General features: G+C 66.0%; 24 protein-coding genes and 1 tRNA gene. 8 read left to right on the top strand and 17 right to left on the bottom strand.

Annotation, left to right across the window (positions count from 1 at the left end; all coding sequences use genetic code 11):
- The first annotated feature begins 12 nt into the window (after nt 1-12).
- Nucleotides 13-762: a hypothetical protein gene (locus BLR24_RS12505; RefSeq protein WP_093017203.1), complete on the top strand. Its 750-nt coding sequence runs from the start codon at nt 13-15 to the stop codon at nt 760-762.
- A gap of 4 nt (nt 763-766) precedes the next feature.
- Here the strand turns inward: BLR24_RS12505 and BLR24_RS12500 are convergent, their stop codons facing one another.
- From BLR24_RS12500 to BLR24_RS12470, 7 genes are all read right to left on the bottom strand, one after another.
- The gene (locus tag BLR24_RS12500; RefSeq protein WP_093017201.1) at nt 767-1,441 is read right to left on the bottom strand and encodes a cysteine hydrolase family protein; all 675 of its coding nucleotides are present in this window, start codon (nt 1,439-1,441) and stop codon (nt 767-769) included.
- Complete coding sequence (locus BLR24_RS12495; RefSeq protein WP_093017199.1) at nt 1,438-2,370, bottom strand: ABC transporter permease; 933 nt, start codon at nt 2,368-2,370, stop codon at nt 1,438-1,440. Before BLR24_RS12495 ends, BLR24_RS12500 begins: the two co-directional genes overlap by 4 nt.
- Nucleotides 2,367-3,521 carry an ABC transporter permease gene (locus tag BLR24_RS12490; protein WP_175543257.1) on the bottom strand — a complete coding sequence of 385 codons (1,155 nt, stop codon included), beginning with the start codon at nt 3,519-3,521 and terminating at the stop codon, nt 2,367-2,369. Before BLR24_RS12490 ends, BLR24_RS12495 begins: the two co-directional genes overlap by 4 nt.
- Nucleotides 3,514-5,046, bottom strand: coding sequence for an ABC transporter ATP-binding protein (locus BLR24_RS12485; RefSeq protein ID WP_093017197.1), 1,533 nt, complete (start codon nt 5,044-5,046; stop codon nt 3,514-3,516). Before BLR24_RS12485 ends, BLR24_RS12490 begins: the two co-directional genes overlap by 8 nt.
- A 13-nt stretch (nt 5,047-5,059) precedes the next feature.
- The gene (locus BLR24_RS12480) at nt 5,060-6,166 is read right to left on the bottom strand and encodes a BMP family ABC transporter substrate-binding protein (protein WP_093017195.1); all 1,107 of its coding nucleotides are present in this window, start codon (nt 6,164-6,166) and stop codon (nt 5,060-5,062) included.
- A gap of 69 nt (nt 6,167-6,235) precedes the next feature.
- Nucleotides 6,236-6,622 (bottom strand): VOC family protein, encoded by a 387-nt coding sequence (locus BLR24_RS12475; protein WP_093017193.1) that lies wholly within the window; start codon nt 6,620-6,622, stop codon nt 6,236-6,238.
- Between the two features lie 2 nt (nt 6,623-6,624).
- On the bottom strand, nt 6,625-7,626 hold the full coding sequence (locus tag BLR24_RS12470) for an isopenicillin N synthase family dioxygenase (RefSeq protein ID WP_093017394.1): 1,002 nt from the start codon (nt 7,624-7,626) through the stop codon (nt 6,625-6,627).
- Nucleotides 7,627-7,825: 199 nt separating this feature from the next.
- On the opposite strand from BLR24_RS12470, the gene rutR reads away from it, so the two are divergent.
- Nucleotides 7,826-8,530 (top strand): HTH-type transcriptional regulator RutR, encoded by a 705-nt coding sequence (gene rutR / locus BLR24_RS12465; RefSeq protein ID WP_093017191.1) that lies wholly within the window; start codon nt 7,826-7,828, stop codon nt 8,528-8,530.
- 148 nt (nt 8,531-8,678) lie between these two features.
- On the opposite strand, the gene rutF is transcribed toward rutR, so the two are convergent.
- From rutF to rutA, 6 genes are read right to left on the bottom strand one after another with little or no spacing between them, the layout of a single operon-like run.
- A complete protein-coding gene (rutF, locus tag BLR24_RS12460) occupies nt 8,679-9,206 on the bottom strand; it encodes an NADH-dependent FMN reductase RutF (protein ID WP_368086193.1) in 528 nt (175 codons plus the stop codon).
- Nucleotides 9,207-9,242: 36 nt separating this feature from the next.
- Complete coding sequence (locus BLR24_RS12455; RefSeq protein WP_093017187.1) at nt 9,243-9,839, bottom strand: malonic semialdehyde reductase; 597 nt, start codon at nt 9,837-9,839, stop codon at nt 9,243-9,245.
- Nucleotides 9,836-10,636, bottom strand: a complete 801-nt coding sequence (gene rutD, locus BLR24_RS12450; protein WP_093017185.1) for a pyrimidine utilization protein D — start codon at nt 10,634-10,636, stop codon at nt 9,836-9,838. The genes BLR24_RS12455 and rutD overlap by 4 nt, the downstream gene beginning before the upstream one ends.
- 2 nt (nt 10,637-10,638) lie before the next feature.
- Nucleotides 10,639-11,031, bottom strand: a complete 393-nt coding sequence (gene rutC / locus BLR24_RS12445; RefSeq protein WP_055808050.1) for a pyrimidine utilization protein C — start codon at nt 11,029-11,031, stop codon at nt 10,639-10,641.
- Between the two features lie 22 nt (nt 11,032-11,053).
- Nucleotides 11,054-11,845 carry a pyrimidine utilization protein B gene (rutB, locus tag BLR24_RS12440; protein WP_093017183.1) on the bottom strand — a complete coding sequence of 264 codons (792 nt, stop codon included), beginning with the start codon at nt 11,843-11,845 and terminating at the stop codon, nt 11,054-11,056.
- Nucleotides 11,846-11,859: 14 nt separating this feature from the next.
- The gene (gene rutA, locus BLR24_RS12435; RefSeq protein ID WP_093017181.1) at nt 11,860-12,972 is read right to left on the bottom strand and encodes a pyrimidine utilization protein A; all 1,113 of its coding nucleotides are present in this window, start codon (nt 12,970-12,972) and stop codon (nt 11,860-11,862) included.
- Nucleotides 12,973-13,189: 217 nt separating this feature from the next.
- Here rutA and BLR24_RS12430 point away from each other — a divergent pair, with 217 nt between their 5' ends.
- From BLR24_RS12430 to BLR24_RS12420, 3 genes are read left to right on the top strand one after another with little or no spacing between them, the layout of a single operon-like run.
- Nucleotides 13,190-13,642: a YybH family protein gene (locus BLR24_RS12430; RefSeq protein ID WP_093017179.1), complete on the top strand. Its 453-nt coding sequence runs from the start codon at nt 13,190-13,192 to the stop codon at nt 13,640-13,642.
- Between the two features lie 48 nt (nt 13,643-13,690).
- Nucleotides 13,691-14,722 carry a YheT family hydrolase gene (locus tag BLR24_RS12425; RefSeq protein WP_093017392.1) on the top strand — a complete coding sequence of 344 codons (1,032 nt, stop codon included), beginning with the start codon at nt 13,691-13,693 and terminating at the stop codon, nt 14,720-14,722.
- A complete protein-coding gene (locus BLR24_RS12420; RefSeq protein WP_093017177.1) occupies nt 14,706-15,254 on the top strand; it encodes a DUF2946 family protein in 549 nt (182 codons plus the stop codon). Before BLR24_RS12425 ends, BLR24_RS12420 begins: the two co-directional genes overlap by 17 nt.
- 68 nt (nt 15,255-15,322) lie before the next feature.
- Here the strand turns inward: BLR24_RS12420 and BLR24_RS12415 are convergent, their stop codons facing one another.
- The 4 genes from BLR24_RS12415 to BLR24_RS12400 form a co-directional block, all read right to left on the bottom strand.
- Nucleotides 15,323-15,946 carry a c-type cytochrome gene (locus BLR24_RS12415; RefSeq protein ID WP_093017175.1) on the bottom strand — a complete coding sequence of 208 codons (624 nt, stop codon included), beginning with the start codon at nt 15,944-15,946 and terminating at the stop codon, nt 15,323-15,325.
- A 115-nt stretch (nt 15,947-16,061) separates the two neighbouring features.
- The gene (locus BLR24_RS12410; RefSeq protein WP_093017173.1) at nt 16,062-17,486 is read right to left on the bottom strand and encodes an efflux transporter outer membrane subunit; all 1,425 of its coding nucleotides are present in this window, start codon (nt 17,484-17,486) and stop codon (nt 16,062-16,064) included.
- Nucleotides 17,479-20,643 carry an efflux RND transporter permease subunit gene (locus BLR24_RS12405; RefSeq protein WP_093017171.1) on the bottom strand — a complete coding sequence of 1,055 codons (3,165 nt, stop codon included), beginning with the start codon at nt 20,641-20,643 and terminating at the stop codon, nt 17,479-17,481. The genes BLR24_RS12410 and BLR24_RS12405 overlap by 8 nt, the downstream gene beginning before the upstream one ends.
- Nucleotides 20,644-20,659: 16 nt before the next feature.
- Complete coding sequence (locus tag BLR24_RS12400) at nt 20,660-21,979, bottom strand: efflux RND transporter periplasmic adaptor subunit (RefSeq protein WP_093017169.1); 1,320 nt, start codon at nt 21,977-21,979, stop codon at nt 20,660-20,662.
- 175 nt (nt 21,980-22,154) lie between these two features.
- On the opposite strand from BLR24_RS12400, the gene BLR24_RS12395 reads away from it, so the two are divergent.
- From BLR24_RS12395 to BLR24_RS12385, 3 genes are all read left to right on the top strand, one after another.
- Nucleotides 22,155-22,829, top strand: coding sequence for a TetR family transcriptional regulator (locus BLR24_RS12395; protein WP_093017167.1), 675 nt, complete (start codon nt 22,155-22,157; stop codon nt 22,827-22,829).
- 43 nt (nt 22,830-22,872) lie between these two features.
- A tRNA-Arg gene (locus tag BLR24_RS12390) sits at nt 22,873-22,947 on the top strand.
- Nucleotides 22,948-23,445: 498 nt separating this feature from the next.
- Nucleotides 23,446-25,074 carry an SIR2 family protein gene (locus BLR24_RS12385; RefSeq protein WP_093017165.1) on the top strand — a complete coding sequence of 543 codons (1,629 nt, stop codon included), beginning with the start codon at nt 23,446-23,448 and terminating at the stop codon, nt 25,072-25,074.
- Nucleotides 25,075-25,077 lie beyond the last annotated feature (3 nt).

The following is a 25,077-nucleotide window of genomic DNA, read 5'->3' as shown; positions in this document are numbered from 1 at the left end:
ATAGATGGCTCCATGGCCATCGATCCACTTCAAGCCCTGCAGGCTGCCAATCGCCCCGGCGTGCCCGTGGCCGTTGCCACCGCCGGCACGCTGCTGATTGCCGGCGCGACCGGTGCATTGGGGCAGGAGCTGTTGCACCGGCTCGTGGGCAGCCACCGTTTCGCCCATGCGCGCGTGCTGTCGCGCGAACCCATTCGCGACGGAATGCGCGGCGTCGAAAGCTGCCTGAGCCCCGGCCTGCCGATCGCCCAATGGCCGCTCACCTCGGCCGACACGGCGGTGATCGCCTTCGACCCGCCGCGGATGTACCACGACCGCGAGCGTGCGCTGTGGGTGCCGCAGCCTTCGGACCTGCCTGAGCTCTCGCGCTGGCTGCGCAAGTGCGGCGTGCAGACGCTGGCCATCGTGCAGCCGCACGACCAGGGCAAGCTGCCCGAGGCGCTCAAGCGCGGCCTTGCGAGCCTCGACGAGCAGGCCGTGGTCGCCAACGGCTTCGACCGCGTGATCCTCGTGCGTTCGGCGCGCAAGCCCTTGAACGCGAAGTTCGCCAACCCCGCCGAACGGCTCGCGGCCTGGATGCTGTCGATCGTGCGCTTCATGGTGCCGAGCAGCGAGCAGCCAGTGCGCGCCTCCAAGGTGGCCGAGCTGGTTGATGTGGCGCTGCGTATCGCGCCGCCGGGCGTGCATGTGGCCGCGCCCGAGATGGTGTGGGAGGCCGCGCAATGCCAGATGCAGGCGGTGGCCGAGCGCTGGCTGCGCTAGCTTTTCAGCGGTGCCACTGGTGCAGCATTTCAGCCGAATCGAGCACCAGCCCGAGGTGCAGCGACACCATCGCGAGCGCCGCGCTCTCCAGATGCGCATCGGTGCCGCGCACCAGGTCGCGCAACACGATCACGCGGTAGTTGTGGTTGTTGGCGTCGAAGGCCGTGTTGAGCACGCAGCAGTCGGTAAAACCGCCATTGAGCACCACCGTCTCGATGCGCTGGTTGCGCAGCAGAAAGTCGAGGTCGGTCGGGTAGAAGGCCGAAAGGCGCCGCTTGCTCTCCACGCGCATGTCGCCGGGCTCGACGCGCGTCACCCACTCGGTCCAGCGCGAGCCTTCGATGGCATGCGCATCGGCGTTCGGAATCGCGCCCACGTGCAGTGGAAAGGTGCGGCGCCAGGCCGACGGAATGCCTTGGACGTCGTCGACGCCGCCAGGCCGCAGCACCGACTTGACGTGCACGATGCGAACGCCCAGTGCGCGCGCCGAATCATGAAAACTGTCGATGGGCGCCACCACGTCGCGCGCCCGCGGCGCGGGGCACGGGCAGTCAGGGCTGTCGTCCAGATGGCCGCGGTGCATGTCGATGGAAACGACCGCGGTGGTGGCCGGGTTCAGGTAGTCGGCGAACTGCGCGGGGTCGAGTTCGCGCTCTTCGTTGTAGACCCAGGCCTTCATCGCCGTTCCTCCCGCACATAGGGCTGGCCGAGTGCGCCGGGTTCGTCGTCGCCACCGCGCCGGGCCAGTGCCACCCAGACCATCACGCCCAGCGTCACGGCATACGGCGTCATCATCACGAAGTACTGCGGCAGCTGCACGCCGGCCGCCGCAAGCTGCGGAATCAGCGCCTCGATGCAGCCGAACAGCAGCGCCCCCACCAGCGCCTTCCACGGCGACCAGCGCGCGAAGATCACCAACCCCACGGCGATCCAGCCGCGCCCGCCGGTCATGCCCGCGATCCAGAGCTTGGTGCTGACCACCGAGATGTACGCGCCCGCCAAGCCCACCAGCGCCGAGCCCGCGAGCACCGCCGCAAGCCGCCACATGGCGACGCGGAGGCCGGCCGCATCGGCAGCTTGCGGGTTCTCGCCCACCGCGCGCAGCCGCAGCCCCGCCGAGGTGCGCGAGAAGAACCAGGCCACCGCAATGAAGATCGGCAGCGTGAGCCACACCATGGCGTTCTGCTCGAACAGCCGGCCCACGCCGGGTAGCAGCGACAGCGGCCACAGCGCCATGCCGCCGATGCCTTCGGTCGCGTGGTTGGTCCATTCGGCCAGCGAGCCGACGAGCGCCGTGAGGCCTTGGCAAAAGAACACCAGCGCCAGCCCCGCGATCACCTGGTTCACGCGCAGCCAGATCACCATCACCGCGAACAGCAGGGAGACCGCGCTGGCCGTGAGCATCGCAAGTACCAGCGACACGGCCGGCTGCCCGAGCGCCAGCTGTGCGCCGATGCCAGCCAGCGCGCCGACCAGCATCAGCCCTTCGGCGCCGAGCGAGAGCACGCCCGCGCGCTCGCTGATGATGAGCCCCAGCGCCGCAAGCGCATAGGGCACCGCAAAGTCCGGCGTGCTTGCGAGCCAGTTGACAACGATGCTTCCGCTCACTGAGCAGCCTCCTCGCCCACGCGGCGCAGCCGATGGCGAATGAAGAAATCGCTCGATGCCACGCACACCACGATGATGGCCTGGATCAGCTGCACCATCGAGAACGGCACCTGGTAGAACACCTGCAGGCTGCGGCCGGTGACAAACAAGGCCGCCACCAGCAGCGCCACCACGGTGGCCGCGAGCGGGTTGTTGCGCGCGAGAAAGGCAATCAGGATGCCCGAGAAGCCATAGCCCTGGTAGAAGGCCTGCGTGAGCCGCCCTTCCTGGCCCGAGGCCACCGCGAAGCCCGCGAGCCCGGCCATCGCGCCCGACAGCAGCACGGCGCCATAGATGGTGCGGCGCACCGGCACGCCGTTGGCATGCGCGACGCGCGGATTGGCATCGACGAAGCGCAGGTACAGCCCGGCCCGGCTCACGCTCACCAGCCACCATGCGACGAGTGCCACCACGGCCGCCAGCAAGATCGCGCTGCTCACGCCGGCGCCCAGTTCGGGCAGCCGTTCGAAGGCGCGGAACTGCGGCGAATAGGGGAAGTTGTCCTTCGGGTCCTTCCAGCCGCCATAGACCAGGTGCAGCAAAAAGTTGGCCGCCATGTAGTTGAGCATCAGCGTGGAGATGATCTCGTTCACGCCGAGCCTGATCTTCAGCCACGCCGGCCCCAGCACCCAGAGCAGCCCGCAGCCGATGGCGGCCGCGAACATCAGCGGCAGGCGGAGCGGCTCGGGCCCGACCTGCCACATCGAAATGGCCGTGGCGCCGATGGCGCCCCAGACCATCTGCCCTTCGAGCCCCAGGTTCCAGAAGCGCGCGCGAAACGCCAGCGAGCCCGCAAGGCCCACGAGGATCATGGGCGCGGCCTGGAACAGCACGGCGCGAAAGTTCTGGCCGTCGAAGAAAGTCTGCGTGACGAACTCGTTGGCGAGCTCGTCCGCGGGAACGCCGGCGGCCACGAGGATGGCGGCGGAAATCGCCAGCCCGACAAGGATCGCGATGGCAAGGATCAGCGCTTGCCGCTGCCAGCCCATGTGCTGGCGAATCTCGAGCGCATAGCGCCGGCGCGCCAGCGGCTGGCGCTGCCGCGCGCGCTGCGCCGCGTCCGAATCGGTTTGCGCTGGCTGCGCAATGGCCGCGAGCGATGCGTCAGCCATGGTCCACCATCGCCTGTCCGATGGCCTGCCGGTCCGCGGGCTGCGCAAATTCGCCGGCAATGCGGCCGCGCGTCATCACGCCCACGCGGTCGGCGAGTTGCAGCACCTCGTCGAGGTCTTCGCTGATCAGCAGCACTGCGGCACCGCCGTCGCGCGCAGCGCGCAGGCGCGCATGCACCTCGGCGCTCGCGCGCACGTCGAGCCCGCGGCTCGGGCTGTGCGCCAGCACCAGCGAGGGCGACTTGCCGAACTCGCGCGCGAGCACCAGCTTTTGCGCATTGCCGCCGGAGAGCAGCGCGGCCTTCTGCGCCACCGAGCGCACCCCCAGCACATCGAAGGCGCGCACCGCTTCCTGCGTGTCTTCCTGAATGCGGCCTTTTCGCAGATGCCAGGCGGGACCGTAGCGTCCCGTGTGCACGCGGCCGATGGCGTAGTTCTCGGCCACGGAAAGACTGCCCGCGAGCGCCAGCCCGTAGCGGTCGGCCGGAATCGCGGCAATGCCCACGTTGCGGCGCTCCGGTGCGCCCATGGCCTTGAGATCGCCATGGCCTTCGAGATGGATCTCGCCTTCGAGCGCGCCGCCGGCATCGGGCAGGCCCATGATGGCGCCGGCCAGTTCGCCCTGGCCGTTGCCGCCGACACCGGCCAGCCCGTAGATTTCGCCCGCATGCAGCTGGAGGTCGACACCGTCGAGCACGCGGCGGCCCTGCGCCGACGCGGCCGAGCGCAGGCCGCGCACCGTGAGCCGCACCGGGCCGCGCGGCGACTTCGCCGGCTGGAAGTCTTGCGTGGCAATCGATTCACCGACAGTCAGCCTCACGAGGTCGGCCACCGGCGTGGCGCCCGGCTCCAGCGTCGCCACCGTGCGGCCGCCGCGCATCACCGTCACCCGATCGGCATAGGTCTTCACATCGGCCATCTTGTGCGTGACCAGCACCACGGCGGAGCCGCTGCGCGCGAGGCCCTGCACCGTCTGCAAGAGGCGTGCGGCTTCCTGGTCGGTGAGCACCGCGGTGGGCTCGTCGAGGATCAGGATGCGCGCACCCGCAAGCAGCACCTTGAGAATCTCGACGCGCTGCTGTTCGGCGATGGAGAGCGCGTCGATGCGCCTGGCGGGATCGATCTCGAAGCCCAGCTCCGAGGCCTTGTTGCGGATGTCGCGCGAGATCTCGCGCAAGCGTTCCCCGTGGCTTTGAAACTCCGCAGGCGCCGGCGCGGTGAGCAAGATGTTCTCTGCCACCGTGAAAGGCCGCACCAGCTTGAAATGCTGGTGGACCATGCCGATGCGGTGCCTGGCCGCATCGGCCGGTCCGGCAAAGCGCACCACGTTGTCGTCGACCAGCAGCTGGCCGGCTTCCGGCGCATAGAGCCCGGCCGCGATGTTCATGAGCGAGGACTTGCCCGCGCCGTTCTCGCCCAGCAGCGCATGCACTTCGCCCCAGCGCGCCTCGAAGTGCGCGTCGGTCAGCGCCGCAAAGCCGTCGAAGGACTTGCGGATGCCGGTGAGCTCGAGCGCGTTGGGCATTGGCGTCGCCTTCTTACTTCTGCGTGACCACGCCCTTGATGAACCAGTCCATCTTCCAGAGATCGGCATCCGACAGCACCGCGCCCTTGGCCACGCGCTCATTGCCGTCGCGGTCGGCGAGCGGGCCGGCGTAGACCTGCTTGCCCTTCATGATGGCGTCGCGCTCGGCGGTGATCTGCGCGGCCTTGTCCTTGGGCACCGCGGGGCCGAAGCCCGCGATGTCGGTGCCGCCGTCCTTCATCTCGATGAAGGCGCCGTAGGGCGCGGGCTTCCAGTTGCCGGCCATGATCTTCTTGAGCTCGGGTGTCAGGAAACGGTCCCACACCCACACCGACGAGCACAGCGTGGCCTTGGGCGCAAACTGGCGCAGGTCGCGGTGGTGGCCGGTGCCGTACACGCCGCGCTCCTGCGCCACGATCTGCGGCGTGGGCGAGTCGACGTGCTGGCCGATCACGTCGGCGCCCTGGTCGATCAGCGCGGCGGCGGCGGCGCGTTCCTTCACCGGGTCATTCCATGCGCCGGTGTAGATCACGTTGACCGTGGCGTTGGGGTTCATCTTCTGCGCGCCCAACGCAAAGGCGTTGATGGTCCAGTTCACGACGCCGAAGGGGTTGGCCGCGACGAATCCGAGCTTGCCGGTCTTGGAGGCCGCGCCCGCGGCCATGCCGCAGAGATACTGGCTCTCGTAGGTGCGGCCGTAGAACGATTCGAGGTTGCTGCCGTTGGTGGTGCCCGAGCCGTTGAGAAAAGCCACGCCGGGGTACTTGGCGGCCAGGTCCTTGAAGCTGTCGGAGTAGCCGAAGGCTGTGCCGATCACGATGTTGGCGCCGCGCTGGATGAACTTCTCGGCTGCGGGCTTGATGGCCGAGGCGTCTTCGGGCACGTTCTCGACAAACTGGATCTTCTGGCCGATTTCCTTCTCGACCTTTGCCCGTGCCTCGTCGAAGGCCTGCGTCCAGCCGCCGTCGTTCTTCGGGCCGAAATAGAGCATCGCGATCTTCGGCTTGTCCTTCAGAGTGAAGCCGTCGGCCGCCGTTGCGGGCAGCGCGAACGTCGCGCCGCCAGCTGCGAGCGACAGTGCAAGGCCGGAGGTGAAGCCGTGGGGGGGAATGCGCAGCATGGAGCGACCTTTCGTGGAGATCAAGTCAAGGAAAAGAGCGAGAAGGGATCGAGGGCGTGCCGGGTGCCGTCACATCATGAAGTTGATGCGGAACACGTTGCCCTCGGGATCGAGCAGCACCGACTGGTACCAGTTGTAGTAGGTGACGTAGGGCGGCTTCACCAGCGTGGCGCCGGCCTCGAGCGCGACCGGCACCATGCGGTCCACGTCGTCCTTGCTGTCGACATCGATGTTCAGCAAAAACTTCACGCCGCGCGTGTCAGAAAATTCGGCCAGGTGCAGCAGCTCGTAGGCATCGAGCGCATTGAAGCCCAGGCTCGACTTGCCGGTGTCCAGACCGCGGAAGATCGGCGATCGGATCGCCTCGATTTCCGGAAAGCCGAACACGCGCTGATAGAAGCCGCTGAGCGCAACCACGTCTTTCGCAAAGACGTTGACGTAAGACAGATGCGCCATGCTCAGGCCACGGCCTTGGTGCCGCCGAAGGTGGTCTGTTTCACGAACTTCGACGTGAGATGGTCGCCCGACGAAATGGGTGCGTACTTCGGCTGCTCGCCCGGCGCAAGGCAGCTCGGCAGGCACTCGACCATCGCGTCGTAGTTGGGCTGGTGAAAGAACACCAGCGACTGGCGGCGGTTGGTGCTCGCCACCTCGAACGGCGGGTTGACCACGCGGTGAAGCGTGGACACCCACTGGTCGTTGGTCCACTGCATCATCAGGTCGGCAATGTTGACGACCAGGCCGCCTTCCACCTGCGGCACGTCGACCCACTGTCCCGCCTTGTTGAACACCTGCAGGCCCTTGTCGTCGGGCAGCACGATGGTGAGGCTGCCATAGTCGCTGTGCGCGCCGGCGCGCAGTTGGCCCGGCAGCGGCGCTTCGCGCTGCGGCGGATAGCTCAGCACGCGGAACATGCTGATGTGCTTGTCGATCTTGTTGTCGAAGAACGGCTCGTCGAGCGAAAGGCCGAGCGCGAAGATGCGCATCAGCGAGCGCGAGAGATCGCTCATGGCTTCGAAGTAGCTCTCGTACGCTTCGCGGAATCCGTCGATGGGCGGCCAGCTGTTGGGCTCGAAGTGGGGGCCGGCGGCGGGGCCGCGGTGGTAGTCGTCGTTGGGCACGTTCGAAGGGCCGATCGAGAACGATTCCTTCAAGTCGCCTGGCGCGGCCTCTTCCAGGCTGTAGGAAAGGCCTTCTTCGCCGACCGCGCTGTAGCCGCGCACGGCATCCTGGCGTGGACGATCGACCTTGCGTTTCTCGGCCAGCGGCATGTCGAAGAACTGGCGCGAGAGCTGCGACACGCGCGCGATGAGTTCGGCCGGAATGCCGTGGTTCGTGATGACGAGAAAGCCGATGCTGCGGCAAGCCTCGTCGACCTGCTTTGCGATCTCGGCCTTGCCTTCGGCCGTGCCGCCGAAGTAGGGCGCGAGATCGATGATGGGTACGGACAGGAGCGTCATGTGTCGGTCGTCCTCGTGCTTGGCATGCCTTTCGCCATGCAACGTCTGTGCCAGTTGGACCAAATGGACAAAACGCATTTGCCGCGTCAGCATGGTGCGCGCGCAGAGCTTCAAAGGCCGGCTTGGCGCAACGCGATGCACCGCGGCCTTACAGTGGTGCGCGTTGAAAGAAGAGTCCGTAATCGAGAAGCGAGGGAAGATGCCGAAGACCAAGGCGCTGGCCGCAGCCAGCAGCACAAAAAGCCCGGCGCGCAAGCGCGCGAAACCGGCGGTGCGCAGCGCATCGGCGGTGAGCCGCAGGCTGCGCCAGATCGAGGACAAGCGCAGCGCCATCCTCGGCGCGGCGCTGGGCTTGTTCTCGCGCTTCGGACTGCACGGAACGTCGATCGACCAGGTGGCGGCGCGCGCCGACGTGTCCAAGAGCAACCTGCTCTACTACTTCGCGAACAAGGAGGAGCTGTACGTCAGCGTGCTGCGCGACTTGCTCGAACTGTGGCTCGAGCCGCTGCGCGGATTCAGTGCCGAGCAAGACCCTGGCGAAGCCATTGGCGGCTACATCCGCCGCAAGCTCGTGATCTCGCGCGACCGGCCGGATGCATCGCGATTGTTCTGCCTGGAAATGATCCAGGGCGCGCCGCTCCTGCGCGACGAGCTCGACCGCGAACTGCGCACGCTGGTGGAGCGCAAGTCGGAGGTCATTCGCTCATGGATCGAGGCCGGCAAGCTCGCGCCGGTCGATCCGCATCACCTGATCTTCGCGCTGTGGGCCATCACGCAGCACTATGCGGATTTCGGCGTGCAGGTGCAGGCGCTGACGGGGCACACGCTGGAAGATGCGGCGTTCTTCGAGCAGACGGTGGAGAACGTGCAGCGGATCGTGCTGCAAGGGATTGCGCCGCGTTAGGAATTACTCCCTCTCCCTCCGGGAGAGGGCGGGGGTGAGGGCCGACGGCGTTGGAAGATGCGGTGCGATTGCGAGGGCCGCTGCCCTCACCCTAACCCTCTCCCAGAGGGAGAGGGGAGAAGACGAAGGAGAGGGTAGACAAGACCGCTCAGTGCGGCGGCGCTGCGATCTCGTGATAGCGGCGATCGAAGTAGATGAGGCTCTGCGCCGCCCCGCCGATGGCAATCGCCAGCGCTTCGCAGAACAGCACGTCGTGCGTGCCCGCGCTGGTGGCGTGCACCACGCGGCAGTCGAACGAGGCTGCGGCGTCGTCTAGCACCGGCGAGCCGGTGGCCTTGCGACTCCACCGTGCGGCTGCAAAGCGCTCGTCCATCGGCGTCTTGCCGCCGAACAGGCCAGAGAGCGCCTGGTGCCCCGCAGCCAGCACGTTCACGCAGAGCACGCCGTTGGCCGTGAACGCGGGGTACACCGAGGCCGAACGGTTCAGGCACACCAGCAGCATCGGCGGTTCGTCGGTCACGCTGCACACTGCCGAAGCAGTGAAGCCGGCGCGGCCGGCCGGACCGTCGGTGGTGATGATGTTGACGGCGGCACCCAGCCGCGCCATCGCATTGCGGTAATCGGCCTTGGGCAGCGCGTGCGGCGCGCCGGCCGGCGCGACGGTGTTGGAAGCCATTGCATTCAGCAGCATTAGTAGAAACTCCCGTGGGCGTCAGGCGAGCAGGCAGGCTTCGTCGAAGGCCAGCCGCGGCAGGCGGCCGAACACCTTGGCCGCATCGCCGTGCCCGAGGTTGATCAGGAAGTTGGTGGTCCAGTCGGTCCCCTCGAAGAATGCGGCATCGACCTTGGACTTGTCGAAGCCTGACATCGGCCCCGCATCGAGCCCCACGGCGCGCGCGGCGAGCAGCAGGTAGCCTGCCTGCAAGCTGGCATTGCGAAAGGCGGTTTCGTGCGCGGCCTCGGGGCTGCCGGTGAACCAGCTGCGGGCATCGGCATGCGGAAACAGCGTGGGAAGCTTGTCGTAGAACTTGCGGTCCCACGCGGCAATCACGGTGACGGGCGCCGTCATCGTCTTGTCGAGGTTGCCCTTGGAAAGCGCAGGCGCGAGAAGCTGCTTGCCTTCGGGCGTGCGAACGAACACGAAGCGCGCGGGCGAGCAGTTGGCCGATGTCGGGCCCATGCATGCGAGCGCGTAGATCTGCCGGATCTGCGCGTCGGTGACGGGTTCGGCGGTCCAGCCGTTGTGGCTGCGCGCTTCGGTAAAAAGAAGCGCCAGTGCGGCGTCGTCGAGAGCGGTTGCGTTGGTCATGCGAGTACGCCGGGTGCGCTGACCCGGGAAAGAAAGTCGAGCAGGCTGCGGTTGAAGGCGTCGGCCTCGGTCACGCTGTGCGCATGACCGCCGTGCGGCATGAAGTGGAGCGTCACGTCGTGCAGGCCATCGGCCAGGTGCTGGGAGCAGGTCCACGGCACCAGCGCGTCGTCCATGGCGGCGGCCACCAGCGTGGGCGCGGTGATGTCGCCAAGGCGCGCATCGATGTCGAAGGCGCGCAATGCGGCAATGCGCGCGCGCATGTTGGCTTCGCCCGGGAAATGCGCAAAGGCATGGTCGACCTCATCTGCCACGCGCTGCGCGTGTTCAGCGCACCAGGCCGCGGGGTACAAGAAGATCGGCTGCGCTTCGACGTAGGCACGCGGGCCGCAGGCATCGAGCAGCGCAAGCCGCGCATCGAAGCATCGCGCCGAATGCGGATTGGGCTTGGACCACGCATTGACCAGCACCAGGCTGGCCACGCGCGAGGATTCGTCGAGTGCAAGCTGCAGGCCGACGAGCCCGCCCAGCGCATGGCCCACCAGGTGGCAGCGCGGCGTCGACGTGGCGTCGAGGATCCGCACCACGTCGCGCGCCATGTCGGCAATGGCGTAGCCCGCGTCCAGCGCGGCGGGGCTGCGGCCCGTTCCGCGCTGGTCGTACGCAATCACGCGATGGCCCGCTTCCACCAGCGCGCCAATCTGCGGTTGCCAGAAGGCGGACGAACCGCCGAGCCCCGACGACAGCAGCACCGCCTCGCCATCGGTCGGCCCGTGCACTTCGTAGTGCAGCGGCATGTTCAGGCCTTGTTGCCGACGTGGGCGATCGAGGCAATCTCGACCAGCGCATCGGGTTTGACCAGGCCGCACTGGATGCAATAGCGCGCGGGCTTGGTGCCCGGAAAGAACTCGGCATACACCGTGTTGATCTTCGCGTAGTCGGCCCAGTCCTTGATCATGATCATGTTGAAGGTCACGTCGTCCATGGTGCCGCCGGCCGTCCTGATCACGTTCTGGATCGTCTCGAGCACGTGGCGCGTCTGCGCGGAGGCGTCGCCCACGTGGACCACGTTGTTGTCCTTGTCGAAGGGCAGCGTGCCCGACACGTAGACGATGCCGTCGGCCATGGTGCCGGGCACGAACGGAGCGATCGGCGTGGTGGTTCCGGCCGGGATGATGGCTTGCTTGGGCATGGGATGGGCTCCTTTGAAAAAATCAGGCAATGGCCACTTCGGCCGGGGCAGGTTGAGCAACGGCGGCCGGCGCGAAGGTGCCGCAGAACTGGTCCACCGTGGAGACCCAACCGAAGAAGGTCTCGACGTTGTAGACCGACGCCTTCTGTATGGCCGCACCGCCAAGCTCGTGCGTCGCGTCTTCGAGCATCACGGCGAAGTATTCGAGGTGGAACGCATCGCGCAGCGTCGACTCGACGCACACGTTGGTCGCAATGCCGGTGAACACCAGGTGGCGGATGCCTCGCGAACGCAGGGTGCTGTCGAGCGTGCTGTTGAAGAAGCCGCTGTAGCGTGTCTTGGGCACCACGATGTCGCCGGGTTGCGGCTTCACCTGGTCAATGAGTTCGTAGTCCCAGCCGCCCTTGGCGAGAAATTTGCCCTCGAGTTCGGGCTTGGCGCGCATGGTCTTGAGCGCGTTCGACTTGTGCCAGTTGGGCGAACCCGGGCCGCCGGCTTCGACGTAGGCCGCATCCCATCCGTTCTGCAGAAACACGACCAGCATGCCGGCCGCGCGCGCTGCCGCGATGGTGCGCGCGATGTTGGCGATGGTGCCTTGCGCGCCTGAAATGTCGAAGCCCGCCGAGTCGACGTAGCCGCCGATCGACGCATAGGCGTTCTGCATGTCGACCACGATCAGGGCCGAGTCGGTGGCATGCAGCGCCAGCGGTTCCGGCCGGGCGGGCAGCACCATCGGCGCGGGTGCGCCGGGCAGGCGCGGGGCACCGACGGGCGTGGTCGAGGTGAGCGTGGTGTTGCGTGCGGGCGTAGCCATGCGCTTCGTTCCCTTCAGGCCGCGAGGCGCTCGGATTCGACCTGCGAAGCCACGGGGCTCTGCACGTGCGCGCGGCTCTTCATCAGCGGCTGGATGCGCTCGCCAAAGGCTTGCACGCCCTGCACAAAGTCGTCGAAAGTGAGCAGCACGCCTTCGGTGCCCGGCACCTCGGCCATCTCGTCGAGCAGGCCCGCCACGGTGGCATAGGAGCCGACCAGCGTGCCCATGTTGATGTTGACGGCCGAGGTCGGGTCGGTCATCTGGCGCACGTTGGTGTCGGCGCCCGACTTCGTGTCGGCCGCGCCCTGCTGGCCCAGCCACGCAATGGCCTCGTGGTCGGCGCCGGCCTTGTAGTGCTCCCACTTGGCGCGCGCGGCATCGTCGGTTTCGTCGGCAATCACCATCACCAGCACATAGGTGGTGACGTGGCGGCCGGTCTTGCGCGTGGCTTCGATCAGCTTCTCGGCCGCGGGCGCAAAGGCCTTTGGCGTGTTCACGCCTTTGCCGAAGCAGAAGTTGTAGTCGGCGTACTTTGCCGAGAAGTCCATGCCCGCATCGCTCTGGCCCGCGCAGATCACCTTCATGTCGGCCTTCGGTTGCGGGCTCAGGCGGCAGTCGTCCATCTGGAAGTGCGCGCCCTTGAAGTCCGACTGGCCGGTACCCCACAGGTCGCGCAGCACCTGGATGTATTCGGAGAGGTATTGGTAGCGCGTGCCGAAGAACTGGTCGCCGGGCCACATGCCCATCTGCGAATACTCGGGCCGCTGCCAGCCGGTGACGAGGTTCAGGCCGAAGCGGCCGTTGGAAATCGAATCGATGGTCGACGCCATGCGCGCGACGATGGCCGGCGGCATCACCAGCGAGGCGGCGGTGGCAAAGAGCTTGATCTTGCTGGTCACGGCCGCGAGCCCCGCCATGAGCGTGAACGACTCGAGGTTGTGGTCCCAGAACTCCGTCTTGCCGCCAAAGCCGCGCAGCTTGATCATCGAGAGCACGAAGTCCACGCCGTAGCGCTCGGCCGTCAGCGTGATCTCCTTGTTGAGTTCGAAACTCGGCTTGTACTGCGGTGCGTTTTCGGAGAGCAGCCAGCCGTTGTTGCCGATGGGAATGAAGATGCCGACATTCATGCAAAAGCTCCTGTATCGAGGTGCTGGAACCCTATGCATAGCCCGTGCCAAAGAAGAAAGTTGTTTGAAATCAACAACTTGACTGTTTGCAGATGTTTTTGTTTGACCATTTGGTCCAAAACGGAGCAAATGAACCGCCGTGGTTGCCGCCGCGCGGTGCGCACCGGGCCAAAGCGGTGCGGGCTCGCAGTCACGGATCGCGCGGCAAAATCACGCCATGCCCAAGACCCCACTCCGCGCCGCCGCGGCCATCGGCGGCACTGCCGACGACATCGAAGCCGCCTTCTATGAAGCGCTGCAGCGCGGCGACATCGACGCATTGATGGCCTGCTGGGCCGACGAGGACGAGGTGTTCTGCGTCCATCCGGGCGGGCCGCGGCTGGTGGGAGCCACGGCCATCCGCGCGGCTTTCGAGCAGATGTTCGGCAACGGCGCCATCCATGCGACACCGGCGCGCGTGCGCAAGATCGAATCGCTCGCGAGCGCCGTGCACAACGTGCTCGAACGCATCGAGGTGCTCACCGCCGAAGGCCCCAAGCACGCCTTCGTGCTGGCCACCAACGTCTATCACAAGACTGTGGAAGGCTGGCGCCTGGTGGCCCACCATGCGAGCCCCGGCAGCGCGCGAGAGCCCACCGACTCGAACGATCCACCCCAGACCCTGCACTGATCGATGCCTTCCGACGACCCGCCCCCTTCACCCTCCATGAATTCGTCCATGGGCTACATGGCGCCGCGCTGGCTGCCGGGCGGCAACCTGCAGACCATCTGGCCGGCGCTGTATGCCCGCCGCTTCGACGGGCCGCCGCCGCTGTACCGCCGCGAGCGCTGGACCGCCCCGGACGGCGACTTCATCGACGTCGATTTCGTGGATGCGGCCTTGCCCGGCCCGCGGCCGCTGCTGGTGCTCTTCCACGGGCTGGAGGGCTCTTCCCGCAGCCACTACGCGGAGGCGTTCGCGGCCTTTGCGGCCGCGCGCGGAATGGCCTTTGCGGTGCCGCATTTCAGGGGCTGCAGCGGCGAGATGAACCTGGCGCCGCGCGCCTATCACTCGGGCGACTACGAAGAGATCGGCTGGATCCTGCGACGCATGCACGGCCAGCATGCGCTGCGCGGCGGCGGCCCGGTGCTGGCGGCCGGCGTCTCGCTCGGCGGCAACGCGCTGCTGCGCTGGGCCTGCGAGGCCGGCGAGACGGCCCGTGCCTCGGTCGATGCAGTGGCTTCGGTGTCTGCGCCGGTCGATCTGACTGCCGGCGGCCAGGCCATCGGCCGCGGCTTCAACCGGCTGGTCTACACGCGCATGTTCCTCTCGACCATGAAACCCAAGGCGCTGGCCAAGCTGGCGCAGTTTCCCGGGCTGTTCGACCGCGAGCGGCTGCTCGCGGCACGGGATCTCTATGCCTTCGACGACGTGTTCACCGCGCCGCTGCACGGCTTTCTCAACACCGACGACTACTGGGCGCGGGGTTCATCCAAGCCGCACCTGGGCGCGATCCGCGTGCCCACGCTGGTGGTGAATGCGCTCAACGATCCGTTCATTCCGGCCAGCAGCCTGCCCGGCCCCGGCGAGGTCGGCCCGTACGTCACGCTGTGGCAACCCGCGCACGGCGGCCACGTGGGTTTTCCACTCGGGGTGCCGCCAGGGCACGTGCGCGGCATGCCGGAGCGAGTGGGCGGCTGGCTCAGCCAGTTTGCAGCCCCCATTCCGGGCGCGGGCGAGCACAATAGCTTTCATGGACGACATCGTTAAACAGGCGCTTGCCAAGTGGCCCAACGTGCCGCACTGCTACGGCTGGCTAGGCCTGGACGCGCGCGGCAACTGGTACATGCGCGACGACCGCACGCAGGCCCTGGGTCCATTCCCGACAGAGAAGGGCTCGATGCTGCGGCACGAGAAGCTGATCGACTTCATCCAGCGCAACTACGACCATGACGGGGAGGGCCAATGGTTCTTCCAGAACGGGCCGCAGCGCGTCTACGTCGAGCTCGCGGCCGCGCCTTTCGTCTGGCGCATTGCCGACGACAAGGGCTTTGCCGTCACGGCCCATACGGGGCAGCCGGCCGACAGCATCACGGCCTGCCTGCTCGACGAGCAGGGCCGCCTCTACCTTGCCACGCCGCTTGGGTTCGGGCTGGTCCATACGCAGGACGTGGGCCTTGCGGCCGAAGCCGTGGAGCAGGGCCTGTGGACTCCCGAGGCAGTGCTCGCGGGCGACTTACCGCAGCGTTTCGGCCATGTGCTGAGCCCGGCGGCGCGCCGGCTCGCCGCGCTGGCAAAGTAGCAGCCGCGCTTTGCGGCGCCCATGAAAAAGCCGGCTCGAAGCCGGCTTTCTCTTTGGTAGCGAAGTGCTTACTTGCTTGCGCTGGCAGCCGGTGCGGCTGCCGAGGCGGCGCCTTCAGCCGGGGCTGCCGCTGCCCCCGCTGCTGCGGGACGATCGGGAATCGGGAACTTGGCGCCGCCGGCGTTGGCCATGTAGACCACGGCACGGCCGATTTCGAGGTCTTCGAAGTCGCCGCCGCCCTGGGCCGGCATGGCGCCCTTGCCATGCAGCGCATGGTCGAGCAGCGTCTCGTAGCCCTGGCCGATGCGCGGGCCCCAGGCCGCGGCGTCGTTCAGGTGGGGCGCGCCGGGAATGCCGGGCGCGCCGTGGCAGGCCACGCATTGCGCCTTGAAAACGGCCTCACCGGCTGCGAGCGGACGGTTGGCATCGCGGATCTCGATGGCGCCGACTTTCTTGAGCCGCTCGGCCACTTCGCGGTCGCGCGCATCCTTGGAGACGCCGTAGAGCGCCATGTTGTCGCCCTCGGCGGTGCCCGCGGGCTTGGTGTCCGAAACCACATAGGCCACGAGGCCCACGATGATCAGGATGGGTACAACGAAGGAGAAAAATACCGCGAGCAGCAGTTGCCTCGGGTTCTTGATCGGGCCGGAGTGGGCTTCTTCTTTGGCCTGGTAATGCGGGTCTGCGCTCATTGGCGTCCTCAATAACGGGGGCTCGTCGGGGGGCTTTTTCGAATCAACCGGCGATTATAGAGAGGCCCCCCGCCCAAAGGACGGAAGGCCTACCCGGAGCCGTCGCGCGAAAGCCTCAGCCCTTGCCGTCTTTGGTGGCCCAGCCGCCGCCCAGCGTCTTGTAGAGCGTGACCTGGTTTTGCAGCTGCAAGAGCCGCGTGGTGACGGCCGATTGCTGGGCCGTGTAGAGCGAGCGCTGCGCATCGAGCAGGTCGAGCGCGCTCGCGATGCCGTTGCGGTAGCGCATGTCGGAGAGCCGGAAGCGCACCGACTCGGCGTCGGCCTGCGCGCGCTGCGCACGCACCTGCTCGCCCAGCGTGGCGCGGCCGGCCAGGGCATCGGCCACTTCGCGGAATGCGGTCTGGATCGACTTCTCGTACTGCGCCACGGCAATCTCGCGCCCGGCCTTGGCCGAGTCGAGCGTCGCCCGGTTGCGGCCCGCGTCGAAGATCGGCAGCGTGACCGAAGGCGCGAACGACCAGGCCTTGGAGCCGCTGTCAAACAAGCCCGAGAACTCGCTGCTCGCGGTGCCCAGCGTCGTGGTCAGCGAGACGCGCGGGAAGAAGTTGGCGCGCGCCGCGCCGATGTTGGCGTTGGCCGCAATCAGCTGCTGCTCGGCCGCGCGGATGTCGGGCCGCTCGGCCAGCAGGTCGGAGGGCAGGCCGGCCGGCACGTCGGGCATCGGCTGCACGCTGTCCAGGCCCTTGACCCCGCCCGCCGTGGCGCTGGCCGGAACCGGCGCGCCCAGCAGCAGGGCGAGCGCGTTCTCGTCCTGCATGCGCGTGCGCTGCTGCTGCGCATAAGAGGCGCGCGCGGTTTCGGCGAGCGAATTGGCGGCCTGGAAGTCGAGCTCGGACGAAACGCCGTTGTCGAAGCGCATCTTGGTCAGGCGCACCGATTCTTCGCGCGTGCCCAGCGTCTGGCGCGTGAGCTCGAGCAGTTCGTCGTCGGCAATCAGCGTGAGCCAGCCGGTGGCAACGGCCGCAATCAGGCTCACCTGGGCGGCCTTGCGCGATTCCTCGGTGGCCAGGTATTGCCCCAGCGCCTGGTCCTTCAGCGCGCGGACGCGGCCGAAGAAGTCGATCTCCCAAGCCGTGATGCCCAGGTTGACGCTGTACTGCGACGACACGCTGCCCACGCTGCTGTCGAAGGCCTGATAGGGATTGGGGCTCGAGCGCGATCCGCTGCCCGTGAGGCCGACCGCCGGGAACAGCGACGAACGCTGGACCTGGAACTGCGCACGCGCCTGCTCGATGTTGAGCACCGAGACCCGCAGGTCGCGGTTGTTCTCCAGCGCGGTGCGGATCAGCCCGTTCAGACGCGCGTCGGTAAAGAAGTCTTCCCACGGCACGGCCGCCGCGGCCGGGCCGGCCGGCTGCGCCGGGTCGCCCGGAAAGGTGGTCGGCACCGGCGCCGCGGGGCGCTCGTAGGTCGGAATCAGCGAGCAGCCGGCCAGCAGCATGGCCGCTGCCAGGGCTGTGGGAATCAGTTTCTTAGTCATGTGCTTTTTCCTCCGTGATGCCGGCTGCCTCTGCATGCCGCTTGTCGGCTTCATGCTGGCGCGCGCTGCCCTTGAACAGGCTGCGCACCACCACGAAGAACACCGGCACGAAGATCACCGCCAGCGCCGTGCCCGTGACCATGCCGCCCAGCACACCCGTGCCGATGGCGCGCTGGCTGGCCGAGCCGGCGCCCGAGGCGAGCACCAGCGGCACCACGCCCAGGCCGAAGGCCAGCGAGGTCATGACGATTGGCCGGAACCGCAGGTGGGCCGCGGCCAGGGCCGATTCGATGATGCCCTTGCCCTGCGCCTGCAGGTCCTTCGCAAACTCGATGATCAGGATCGCGTTTTTCGCCGAGAGGCCGATGATGGTGATCAGCCCCACCTGAAAGTACACGTCGTTGGAGTAGGCGCGCAGCATCGTCGCCAGCAGCACGCCCAGCACGCCCAGCGGCACCACCAGAATCACCGACAGCGGGATCGACCAGCTTTCATACAGCGCGGCCAGGCACAGGAACACCGCCAGGATCGCGAAGCCGTACAGCACGATGGCCTGCGAACCCGCGAGCTTTTCTTCGCGCGACTGGCCCGTCCATTCAAAGCCGAAGCCTTGCGGCAGCTGAGCGGCGAGCTTTTCCATCTCGGCCATGGCGGCGCCCGTGCTGAAGCCCGCCGCGGCGTCGCCGCTGATGCGGATGGCCGGATAGCCGTTGTAGCGCACGGTCTGCGTGGCGCCCTTCACCCACTTGGTGGTGGCAAAGGCCGACAGTGGCACCGGCTGGCCCTGCGTGTTGCTGGCGTTCAGGCGCAGCAAGTCGTCGGGCTGCATGCGGGCCGGCGCATCGGCCTGCACCACCACGCGCTGCAGGCGGCCGCGGTTCGGAAAGTCGTTGATGTAGCTCGAACCCAGGCCGGTCGACAGTGTTGCGTTGATCGCGTCGAAGGTCACGCCCAGCGCGTTCGCCTTGTCGCGGTCGATGTCGATCTGCAGCTGCGGCGCGTCTTCCAGGCCGTCGGGGCGCACCTGCGACAGGATCTTGCTCTGCCCCGCCATGCCCAGCAGCTGGTTGCGCGCATTGATGAGCGCCTCGTGGCCCGCGCCCGAGCGGTCCTGCAGACGGAAGCTGAAGCCGCTGGCATTGCCAAGTTCAGGAATGGGCGGCGGGCTCAGCGGGTAGATGAAGGCGTCTCGGATGCCCGAGAGCGCACCGAAGGCGCGACCCGCCAGCGCCTGGGCCGAGTGGGCCGGGTCCTTCCGTTCTTCCCAGTCCTTCAGCGTCACGAAGGCGAGGCCCGCGTTCTGGCCCTGGCCCGAGAAGCTGAAGCCCATCACGCCCACCATGCTCTGCACTTCGGGCTGCTTCAGGATGAAGTTTTCAACCTGCTGCATGACCGCCAGCGAGCGCTCTTGCGTGGCGCCCGGGGGCAGCTGCACGTTCACGATGATGTTGCCCTGGTCTTCTGCCGGCAGGAACGAGCTTGGCAGCCGCATGTAGGTGAACACCACCGCGCCGATGATCGCCACGTAGATGATCAGGTAGCGCGCGGCGCGGCGCAGGATGCGTGCAACCAGGCTTTCATAGCCCTTGGCCGTGCGCGTGAAACCCCGGTTGAACCAGCCGAAGAAGCCGGTCTTCTCGTGGTGGTGGCCGGCTTCCACCGGTTTGAGCAGCGTGGCGCACAGGGCAGGCGTGAGCGACAGCGCCATGAAGGCCGAGAAGGCGATCGAGGTCACCATCACCGCCGAGAACTGGCGGTAGATGTTGCCGGTCGAGCCCGCAAAGAACGCCAGCGGCACAAACACCGAAATCAGCACCACGGTCACGCCGATGATGGCGCCCGAGATCTGCTTCATGGCCTTGCGCGTGGCTTCCAGAGGCGAGAGCCCCTCTTCGCTCATGATGCGCTCGACGTTCTCGACCACCACGATGGCGTCGTCCACCACGATACCGATCACCAGCACCATGCCGAACATGGTCAGCACGTTGATCGAGAAGCCCAGCGCAAGCAGCGAGGCGAAGGTGCCCAGCAGTGCAATGGGCACCACGATGGTTGGAATGATCGTGTAGCGCCAGTTCTGCAAGAACAGGAACATCACCACGAACACCAGCGCCACCGCTTCGAGCAGCGTCTTGACCACTTCGGTGATGGAGATCTGCACGAAGCGCGAGCTGTCGTACGGAATGGTCCACTTCACGCCCGGCGGGAAGAAGCGCTCGAGCTCGGTCATCTTGGCGCGGATTGCCTTGGCCGATTGAAGCGCGTTGCCGTTGGGCGTGGGCTGCACGCCGATACCGACCGCGGGCACGCCGTTCAGGCGCGCCGAGGTGGCATACGACTGCCCGCCAAGCTCAACCCGCGCCACGTCTTTCAGCCGCACGGCCGAGCCGTCGGTGTTGGCACGCAGAATGATGTTCTTGAACTGCTCCACATTGGCGAGCTGGCCGTTCACCACCACCGTGGCCGCAATGGCCTGGCCGGGGATGTTGGGCAAGTCGCCGATGGAGCCAGAGGACACCTGGGCGTTCTGCGCGCGGATGGCGTTGTTCACGTCGGTGGCCGACAGATTGAAGCCCTGCAGCTTGGCCGGATCGACCCAGATGCGCATCGCGTTCTCGGTGCCGAACAGCTGGGCCTGGCCCACGCCCACCACGCGCTGCAGCTCGGGCACGATGTTGCGCGCGGCATAGTCGCCGAGCGCCACCGGGGTGAAGTCCGGGTTGTCCGAGGACAGCATCGCGAACAGCAGGAAGTTGTTGCGCGCCTTGTCCACGCGCACGCCCTGCTGCGTCACGGCGGCCGGCAGGCGCGGCGTGGCGCGGGAGAGCCGGTTCTGCACGTCCACCTGCGCCAGGTCGGGGTTGGTGCCGGCCTGGAAGCTGATGGTGATGGTGCCCGTGCCGTCGGCCTGGGCCACCGACTCCATGTAGATCAGGCCCGGCGAACCGTTCATCTCGCGCTCGACGACGGACAGCACGCTGTCCTCCAGCGTCTGGGCCGAGGCGCCGGGGTAGGCGACGTTGATGACGATGGCCGGCGGTGCCACCGGCGGGTACTGCGAGATCGGCAGCTGGGTAATGGCGACGCCGCCCATCACCAGGATGAACAGCGCGATCACCCAGGCGAAGATCGGTCGGTCGATAAAGAATTTGGCCATGCGGGCGCGCTCCTGATTACTTCTTCTCGGCCGCGGCAGACGCCGGACCGCTGGCTGCCGCCGCCGGGGCGGAGGCCGCCTGCGCTGCTGGTTGTGCTGCCGCTTGTCCGGCTGGTTGCGCCGCGCCATTCGGCGTCGGCTTCTTCCACGGCACCGCCTTCACGGGCGTGCCGGGCGGCATCATCTGCAGCTTCTGGAAGCCGTCGACCATCACCTGCTCGCCCGCCTTCAGGCCGTCGAGCACCACCCACTGGTTGTCCTTGGCGGCGCTGATCTTTACGTTTCGCTGGCTGATCTTGCCGTCGGCACCCACCACCGACACCGTGTCGCCCTGCTGGGTGCGCGTCACGGCCTGCTGGGGAACGGTGATCGCGTTGCTGGCCTGCGCCTGCTCCAGCCTCACCCGCACATACAGGCCGGGCAGCAGCTCGCCCTTGGGGTTGGGCACTTCGGCGCGCAGCGTGACCTGGCCGGTGGTCGAATCCACCGTCAGGTCGGAGAACAGCAGCTTGCCGGGCAGCGCGTATTCGGTGCCGTCTTCCAGCACCACTGTGACGCTGGCGGCTTCTTCGCCGTTGGCCCGCTTGTACTGGCCCGCGGCCAGCGCACGGCGCAGCTTCAGCACGTCGGACGCCGACTGCGTGAAGTTCACGTACATCGGGCTGATCTGCTGCACCACGGCCAGCTCGGTCGCGTCGCCCTGGCCCACCAGCGCGCCTTCGGTCACCAGCGCGCGGCCGATGCGGCCCGAGATGGGCGAGGTTACGTTGGCGTAGCCGAGGTTGATCTTGGCGGTCTGCACCGCGGCGCGGCCCGCGGCCACGTCGGCCTCGGCCGTCTTTTGCGAGGCTACGGCCGTCGCGTATTCCTGCTTGCTCACGGCATTGGCCTCGACCAGCGGCTTGTAGCGGTCGGCCAGTGCCTTGGCCTGCACGGCGTTGGCTTCGGCACGGGCCAGCGTGGCCTGGGCGTTTTGCGCAGCGGCCACCAGCGGCGCCGGATCGATGCGGAACAGCAGCTGGCCGGCCTTCACGTCGCTGCCTTCGCGGAACTCGCGCTTCAGCAGGATGCCCGAGGCGCGGGCGCGAACCTGGGCCACGCGGGAGGCTTCGAGGCGGCCCGGCAGCTCGGTCACCAGGCCCACGTCGGTTGGCGTGGCAACCACCACGCCCACTTCAGGAGCGGGCCGGGCGCCGCCACCACCACCGCCTGCGCCGCCCGGTCCGGCGGGCGCATCGCCCTTGGAACAGGCCGCGAGCGCCAACACCACGACAGCGGCCACGATCGCGAGGCGCGGCGAAAACGACGATTGACGCGAAACATGCAGGAGAGGCATGCGAATCCTTTGAAGCAAAGACGGGAGACGGCGTGTTCGCGAAGCGAACAGAAAACCAGCAAAAGCAGCCGGGCCATCGGGGAAGCCCGCTAGTTTACATACATTCATGGATGTATAGTGACAACCCCAATGGCCCCACGATACCGAAAGGGCTTGGCTTTACAAAACGGGAGACTTGGTGGCACGTCGTACGAAGGAAGAGGCACTGGCCACGCGGCATCGCTTGCTCGATGCCGCGGAGCTGCTGTTTCAGGCGCAAGGCGTCTCGCAGACCTCGCTGCAGCAGATTGCGCAGCAGGCCGGGGCCACGCGCGGCGCCATCTATTGGCACTTCAAGGACAAGGCCGACCTCTTCAACGCCATGATGGAGCGCGTCATCCTGCCGCTGGAAGCCGGCCCCAGGGCCGCCGCGGCAGCCGGCCTCAACGACGACCCGCTGGGCGAGATCGAAGAGGGCATGGTGCACGCCCTGACCCTCATGGCCACCGACCCCCAGGTGCGCCGCGTGTTCGACGTCGCCACCCACAAGGTCGAATACACCCACGACATGGCCTCGGTGCAGCAGCGCCACCTGGACGCGCGCAACGCCTGCGTCGCCGATTTCGAAAAAGCCCTGCGCACGGCCGCGCGCCGCGACCACATCAAGCTGCCGGTGCCCGGCCACGTGGCGGCGCAGGGCCTGCACGCGCTGATCAGCGGGCTGATCCAGAACTGGCTGCTCGACCCGGAGGCCTTCGACCTGGTGCCCACCGGCCGCCGCACCTTCCGCGTGTACCTGGCCGGCCTGGGCTTTGTGCGGAACTCGAAAGCCGGCATCGGGAACGAAGCTGATGAAGAAGTCGCCGTCTGATGGGCGATAATGCGTGGCTCCGGTTCTGCCGGAACCCAGATTCCTCGCTGTATTTCAACGGATAGAATTCGGCCCTCCGAAGGCTGAGATCCAGGTTCGATTCCTGGCGGCGGGACCAGATATCGAGACCTTGGTGTCTCATCAAGCCTCAGAAACCCGCACGCTTGCTAGCGTGGCGGGTTTTTCTTTGTCTTCGCGCATCCCCTTGGCTCCTAGCACCATGTAGGCGCCTAGTTGGTATGCAGGAAACCCCGCGCGGAACTGGACTCGGCTTCTTTCTCGTTGCAACGATCCGGCGGAGCAACGCGCTTTTACGGTCAAGGAAAGCCATTCCCCGAGCAAAGCCTGATGCTCTCTTGAAAGAAGAGCAGCACGGATTGAAAGCCGCAGTGCTCCAAGCCTATGGCCGACAGGCCCCAACTGCTAACGGCGGGCGACACCTCTACGGGTGCTCGGCTGGGTTATTCGCGCTGACGCAACCTAGACCTCATTGCGGGACACCCCGAAGCCGCCTGAGAGGGGACTGCACGTATAGTGATAACAAACTTACAAACCGTCGCATATGCGCTTTGCGTCACGACAGACTGCCTGCTCGACGGCATCGAACGGACATTGAATGATGCCTTTCAGTTCGCCACACCTGTTCGAAGCTGTAGTAGGGCCAACCCTGCCTCCGCCTATTCGACCGACGTTGCTGCTCGGAGCTGGGATGTCGTTCTCGCTAGTGCCGCTGCCCAGCCAATTAATGGGGCTGATTCAACCTCGGCAGCAGCAGATTGAAAAAGATTTGGGGGTCAAGCCTTGCGGCCCTATAGATACGACCGATCCGCTCTCGCTCTATGTTTGGTCTGGAGAATTATTCGAGTCATTAAAGGTTTTGGGCCTTACGGAATTCGAAGCTAAGCGGAAGATAGCGGAAGTTCTGCGCGTAACAAGTGACCCCTGCTGGAGTGCAAAGACAAGAATTCCCCTCCGAGGCAGCACAGCCAGGCATCGAGTAATTGCACGATTAGCTCGAGAAAGAAGATGGCACTCCATATGGTCGCTGAATTGGGACGTATGGCTCGAACGCGCACTAGCAAGCGTTGGAGTCGAACACTACAAAAACAATCGAAATTCTTCCGCGACCCTGCCGCAAGGGTGGATCCGCTGGTATGAGTCGTGGGTTCCGTCTAAAGTAATTCAGACTACCGATCAACAAACGGTAATCGTCTATAAACCGCACGGTTGCGTCGACTCATTATTGGATGGGGATGGCACCTTTGTGCTCACGCAAGAAGAACTGGCTCGCTGCCTAACGGAGCAGCCTCCATTAGTTGAGAACAGCATGAAGCTGTGCTTCACGCAACATTCTTTGATTGCCACTGGATGGAGCGCGAGCGAGCCTTATCTCCAAGAGTTTTTTAGCCAATTAAAGCCATTCAGGTCCGCAGGAACCTCTTTAACGGTTATAGACCCATTCCCGAATGATAAAGGGCACGCAAAGCTGCGGGAAGCCTATGATTGCGAGATAGTGCAAGCCATTTGCAAGCCAGAAGCTGATGAATTCCCAAACACCGATGATGTATTTCTTTGGATTCAAACGCGACATGGGCTGGGGTGCCTACAAGCGATAGCGATCGAACCCCAACGAGCTGTCGTATCAGCTTGGCTTGATCAATTTTCCACCCCACAAGCGCCCGATTCGCAGCTTGGTCACATGGTTGGCTGGTTTGACAATTTTTTGGCAGTGTGGCTGAGACTATGCTTCAACAATGGCCATCAAAAATTCTTTACAGGCTTACCCATTCGACCGGATGCCATTCCTACGCACCGCCGCGATGAGCATATACCCTGGGATGAGCAGAACACAGCGCGCAATGATCTGTCGGCGGCGCTCAACTTGCTGTACGAGCTAGAGACCAATTCAGCAGTGCTCCCACGTTTTGATTATGGATTTTTCCCGGGCGCTCTGTGGGATAGAGATGAGCGTCATCTCATTGTCCCGGTCCCCGCTTGGGCGGAAGGTGCGACACAGAGCCTCGCGGCGCTGAAGCCCTTGGTCGAAAGTCGGCATTGGGCGAATCAGGGGCAAATTCGAAAAATATCAATACTCGGACTTGCTCCCCTCGCTTCCAAGGCAGTTTCCGAAGACGTTCAACTGAATTGGACGTATGAATTATCCAGATTGATACATTTCGCAGGAGTGGCGACCTTGGGAAGGATTGGCTGGCTCGACCTAGATAGTTGGAAGGATTATTTATGAGTG

Source organism: Variovorax sp. OV700, assembly GCF_900099805.1.
Lineage (GTDB): Bacteria > Pseudomonadota > Gammaproteobacteria > Burkholderiales > Burkholderiaceae_C > Variovorax.
This window is presented reverse-complemented; position numbering and strand designations above follow the sequence as displayed.

Excerpts from the sequence above, each read along its gene's own strand:
- BLR24_RS12505 (WP_093017203.1), top strand. The coding sequence starts at position 13 with ATGGCCATCGATCCACTTCAAGCCCTGCAGGCTGCCAATCGCCCCGGC.
- BLR24_RS12500 (WP_093017201.1), bottom strand. The coding sequence starts at position 1,441 with ATGAAGGCCTGGGTCTACAACGAAGAGCGCGAACTCGACCCCGCGCAG.
- BLR24_RS12490 (WP_175543257.1), bottom strand. The coding sequence starts at position 3,521 with ATGGCTGACGCATCGCTCGCGGCCATTGCGCAGCCAGCGCAAACCGAT.
- BLR24_RS12485 (WP_093017197.1), bottom strand. The coding sequence starts at position 5,046 with ATGCCCAACGCGCTCGAGCTCACCGGCATCCGCAAGTCCTTCGACGGC.
- BLR24_RS12480 (WP_093017195.1), bottom strand. The coding sequence starts at position 6,166 with ATGCTGCGCATTCCCCCCCACGGCTTCACCTCCGGCCTTGCACTGTCG.
- BLR24_RS12475 (WP_093017193.1), bottom strand. The coding sequence starts at position 6,622 with ATGGCGCATCTGTCTTACGTCAACGTCTTTGCGAAAGACGTGGTTGCG.
- BLR24_RS12470 (WP_093017394.1), bottom strand. The coding sequence starts at position 7,626 with ATGACGCTCCTGTCCGTACCCATCATCGATCTCGCGCCCTACTTCGGC.
- rutR (WP_093017191.1), top strand. The coding sequence starts at position 7,826 with ATGCCGAAGACCAAGGCGCTGGCCGCAGCCAGCAGCACAAAAAGCCCG.
- rutF (WP_368086193.1), bottom strand. The coding sequence starts at position 9,206 with ATGGCTTCCAACACCGTCGCGCCGGCCGGCGCGCCGCACGCGCTGCCC.
- BLR24_RS12455 (WP_093017187.1), bottom strand. The coding sequence starts at position 9,839 with ATGACCAACGCAACCGCTCTCGACGACGCCGCACTGGCGCTTCTTTTT.
- rutD (WP_093017185.1), bottom strand. The coding sequence starts at position 10,636 with ATGCCGCTGCACTACGAAGTGCACGGGCCGACCGATGGCGAGGCGGTG.
- rutC (WP_055808050.1), bottom strand. The coding sequence starts at position 11,031 with ATGCCCAAGCAAGCCATCATCCCGGCCGGAACCACCACGCCGATCGCT.
- rutB (WP_093017183.1), bottom strand. The coding sequence starts at position 11,845 with ATGGCTACGCCCGCACGCAACACCACGCTCACCTCGACCACGCCCGTC.
- rutA (WP_093017181.1), bottom strand. The coding sequence starts at position 12,972 with ATGAATGTCGGCATCTTCATTCCCATCGGCAACAACGGCTGGCTGCTC.
- BLR24_RS12430 (WP_093017179.1), top strand. The coding sequence starts at position 13,190 with ATGCCCAAGACCCCACTCCGCGCCGCCGCGGCCATCGGCGGCACTGCC.
- BLR24_RS12425 (WP_093017392.1), top strand. The coding sequence starts at position 13,691 with ATGGGCTACATGGCGCCGCGCTGGCTGCCGGGCGGCAACCTGCAGACC.
- BLR24_RS12420 (WP_093017177.1), top strand. The coding sequence starts at position 14,706 with ATGGACGACATCGTTAAACAGGCGCTTGCCAAGTGGCCCAACGTGCCG.
- BLR24_RS12415 (WP_093017175.1), bottom strand. The coding sequence starts at position 15,946 with ATGAGCGCAGACCCGCATTACCAGGCCAAAGAAGAAGCCCACTCCGGC.
- BLR24_RS12410 (WP_093017173.1), bottom strand. The coding sequence starts at position 17,486 with ATGACTAAGAAACTGATTCCCACAGCCCTGGCAGCGGCCATGCTGCTG.
- BLR24_RS12405 (WP_093017171.1), bottom strand. The coding sequence starts at position 20,643 with ATGGCCAAATTCTTTATCGACCGACCGATCTTCGCCTGGGTGATCGCG.
- BLR24_RS12400 (WP_093017169.1), bottom strand. The coding sequence starts at position 21,979 with ATGCCTCTCCTGCATGTTTCGCGTCAATCGTCGTTTTCGCCGCGCCTC.
- BLR24_RS12385 (WP_093017165.1), top strand. The coding sequence starts at position 23,446 with ATGATGCCTTTCAGTTCGCCACACCTGTTCGAAGCTGTAGTAGGGCCA.